General features: G+C 37.4%; 1 protein-coding gene and 1 pseudogene. One reads left to right on the forward strand and one right to left on the reverse strand.

Annotation, left to right across the window (positions count from 1 at the left end; genetic code table 11):
* A pseudogene (locus ADI86_RS11840) lies at positions 1-139 on the reverse strand (IS630 family transposase); the annotation flags it as partial.
* Between the two features lie 451 nt (positions 140-590).
* On the opposite strand from ADI86_RS11840, the gene ADI86_RS09760 reads away from it, so the two are divergent.
* Positions 591-4,398, forward strand: a 3,808-nt coding sequence (locus ADI86_RS09760) for a mucin-binding protein (protein WP_053092728.1), incomplete at its 3' end; no start/stop codon positions are given.

Consider the following 4,398-nt stretch of genomic DNA (forward strand, 5'->3'; position numbering starts at 1 on the left):
CTAGAGGCTCTATAATCTCTTTATAAGACTTGACCATCAGACGAAATAGAACGATTTGAAGGCATTTATGATATTTAGCTGTACTAGAGTCTTTTAAAAGTGTTTTGATAGCTTGGATTTCTTCTTTAGTTGATTTCATATCATTATTATATAGTGCTTTTTGATTTTAGTCTAGTATAACATCTGGAGAGGACAATTGATGTCTTCTCCATTTTTTTATAGCTGCTTGTTTAAAACTAAGCAACTAAATTGAAAATAAAGTAAGATAAAGATTTGTTCCAAAAGTCATAGGCAAACACTTCCATCTAAGTAAAAGATACTAAAAAATTATTTAAATACTATAAAATAAGTTGTAGAAATACAAAAGTGATAGATCCGTTATAGTAGAGTTTAGAAAGTGTCACTGGAAAGGAATTTGTTAAAACAATTCAGTTTACACAAAAAATAGATAACTTTCTGTCTTAAAATCGAATTATTAGTGAATTTAATTTTAAAAAAATAAATTTTAGTAAAAAGTAAGCGCTAACACTTGATTTTTATAGATATATTGATATATTAAATACAGAAAAATTAAAAAGGGGATTAATAATATGAAGTTTCATTTTAATGAACGCCAACGATTTTCTTTGAGAAAGTATAGCTTTGGCTTAGCATCTGTTCTTTTGGGAACCGCCTTCTTTTTGAGCGGACAGGTCGCTAGTGCTGATGAGGCTAAAGTTACACAAACTTTACCGATTTCTGTATTATCTGCAAATTCAGGTAGTTCAAATGGGGCATCTGAATCCGTAGTACCAGAAACTGCCGATTCAAAATCAACAGTAGCTGATAAAACTGTTGTAACACCAGAAACAACTGAAGTTTCTTCAGATTCTGAAAAAGGTGCACCAGAAAGTCCAAAATCTGAGAAATCAGAAGTATCAGCTAAAGAATCAATCGAAGATACGGGAAAAACACCAGAAGTTTCTTCAGATTCTGAACAAGTTACAACTGAAAAGCCAAAAGCTGATAAAGAAGAATCAGCTAAGCAATCCAGTGAAGATACGGCAAAAACAACTGAAGGTAAAGCTGAAGTTGCTGAAAAAGATGATAAGTCTACTGATAAAGCTCCAGCTCCAGCTGAAGCCCGCCGTTCAACACGTACACGTCGAGCTACTTCAGAAAATAAACGTGAAGTATCAAATTGGAGTGAGTTTGTTTCAGCCTTAGAGGATGGAAATGTCAACGAAATCACTGTAAATGGTGATGTCGTAGCTCAAGGTGACAATGGTAACACAGACAGACCAACTCCTGGTTCTGTAGATCGTAGAACTACTATTAGTGCACCGTCTCGTCCAGTTACTATCAAAGGTAAAGATGACAATGCTCGTCTTGAACTCTTGTCACACACTTTGGGGTTGACTGGAGCTAGCTGGGAACTAAATCTTAAAAATCTTAAAATAGCGACTGCTAATTCTAAAGGTTCAATTGATTTATCAAGAACTAGTGGATCAAATACTGTTACCTTTGAAAACGTGACAAGTGTTGGGTCATCGCTTTATGGTGGTGGTGGTAACACAAATGTTGTTATCAAAGGAAATACAACTTCAACAGTTAGTGACAGTTATCAAGCTGCAAATGGTCAAACTCAACACGTACAACGGAATGTCGGAGCTGCTGGTCACTCAGATCAACGTCGTGAGTCAAATATTCACTCTGCTAAATCTGTAACAGTTGCTGAGGGAGCTAGTTTAACGCTTAATCGCTCTTCTCAAGGGGATGCTATTACTCTTGAAAGTGGAGCTAAAGTCAGTGTAGAAGATAAAGCTAGTCTTACTATCAATATGAATACTGACAACCGAACTGATAATGCTCGCTACCATAATGCTGGTATTTTCATGGCTGATAGTGGTACCGTAGAAACTGGTAAAGGCTCTAAGTTAGTCCTAAATACTAGTATCGGTCAAGGTATTTCAATTGGTATAAACCGTCCAGGGGATAACGTTAACGATACGGAGCGTTTCGGTGGTTACGGTGCAGGTAACACTGGTCGTAAAAATGGCCCTAGCCGAGTTCTTATTGGCGAAGAAGGAACATTTGAGTTTAACGGTCGTGACGGTATTATGATGGGTAATCACTCAGAACTTGTCACAGGTCAAAATTCAAAAGTTCGCTTTGAAAACAAGGGACGTGGTGTTGCGCTTGATTTCGGTAATGACTCAAGAGTAGCCTTTGGTAAACATTCGACAAATACCTTCCATTCAGTAGGTAAAGGTAAAAATAAGGATACTAAGACACCTTCAGGTAGTTACAATGGGTACAACTATATCGGTCTAAATGAAAATGGTAAGATCTTAGTAGATGACTTCGCGACTTTCCGTGTGCAAATGGATGACCGTACGTATACGGATGTTAAGACAAAAATCACTTATGATAATGACTGGGATGATGTCATTTCACTTGGTTCTGAAAATGGCCGAAAGGATCAACCATTATTCCAAGCTAATAAAGGTTCTATCGTAGATATCCGAGATGATAATACCAACTTCTATGCGGAGTTGATATCTGTGGCGCTAGGTAATAGTTCAAATACCTTCTTCCAGTTCAACAATCCACTTTATGTTTCCTTTATGAGATACACAAAATCAGATGGTACATCAGCAGGGGAAATTACTGGTAAATTACCACCATCTATTCCTCAAGGGAACAACCCACAGGATATCGGAAAAGGGAACATCCTTTATATCTCAGGTAATTCAGAAGCTTCTGGCAATAGAGTAGAATTTAATGGTCCAGCTAGCCAGAACGGTGGCTCTACTGTTGGAACTTATACCGTCTATTCTATGAATAAAGATGGTAAGGATAGCCAAACTAAAAATAAACAAAGTTCTGTTTGGACTAATATCCAGGCTGGCTCCGCATCTATTGCTGGGTTCCAAAGTGGAAGACCAAATATACAACCTGCTAACGCTGCATCTGTTCAAACAGGATCTTCTTCTGGAGGGGTAAGTGCTACAGATAGAATCTATGGTATTGACCCTGTTGGTAATAACCGCCAAAATATTTGGGTATCAAATGGTTCTAAAATCAACCCGACTGGTGTTCATAAAAATATCATCAAATATGTGTACGAAGATGGAACTCCAGTTAAACTAGACAAAGACGGAAATCCAGTTAAAGATGTTATCCAGTCATCAGATTGGAAGCGTACTTTGGATGTCTCTATTGACCAAGAGGAATTCAAAGAGATTTTGAAAAATTCAAGTGTCAGAAATGGTGATGAATTCTTAGCAGCTTATAGTAAAGCGAAGTATCACATTTCTGATATTGATGGAGATAACATAGCTGATACAGGCTGGAAAGAAGACGGAACAAATTCAGGTAGATATAATTATGGAACCGTTACTTCACCAACTATTAAAGGATATACAGCAGAAATCAAGTCAACTAATGTCCCAGAATTAAAAGTTGGGGCTAAAGCTGATTCAGTTTCAGTGACTTATGATTCAAGTAATGCACCAGAAACGCTTATTGAAGCTCAAGCTGGTGGACGTACCGTATCAGAAACTTATTGGCGTAATATTGTAGCCAAATCTGATTTGGGTGTCTATGAAACAGTTGTTGTCTATAAAAAAGTAAAACAAAAAGCTATTGTCAAATACATTGATACAAATGCTAATAATAAGGAATTAGCAAAAGATGAAGTTGAAGGTAAATCAGGTGAAGCTATTGACTACTCAACTGCAACTAAGATTGCTGATTTTGTTAATAAGGGTTACAAGCTTGTAGAAGATGGATTTACAAACTCGACTGCAGATCAAAAGAAATTTGATGATGATGAAAACATTGATCAAGAATTCGTAGTTAGACTAGAACACGGTGAAACTCCAGTTGGACCAAACGATCCACATAATCCAACAGATCCAATCAATCCAAATGATCCAGAAAGTCCTAAATACCCTGCGGAAAATCAATGGAAGAAAGATGTAACATCAACTGTTCATTATGTGGTATCAGACGGTAAGGCAACTGCCCCAGCTGACAATGATCAAAATGCACAATGGACACGTACCTTAAAACTTGATAAGGTGACAGGTACAGTTCTTAACCCTAATGAATCATGGGTAGCGAATAAGGCTAACTATGATGCAGTTCAAACACCAGGATTGTCAGGTTACTACGCTGATAAAGCACGTGTTGAAGCTAAGACAGTCACTGAGGAAAATCTTAAAGAAACTGTTACTTACAACCCACTTGGAAAATTGGTTCCAAAACCAGAGACACCAAACGATCCAAACTTCCCATCAACACCAGAAGTGCCGTATCCAAATGATCCAGATGATCCAACCAAACCAGGTAAACCAGTTGTTCCAGATGTACCAGGTTACAAACCATACTTGCCAGATCCAAAGGATCCAACGA

It is taken from the genome of Streptococcus pseudopneumoniae (genome assembly GCF_001074975.1).
GTDB classification, from domain to species: Bacteria; Bacillota; Bacilli; order Lactobacillales; family Streptococcaceae; genus Streptococcus; species Streptococcus pseudopneumoniae_D.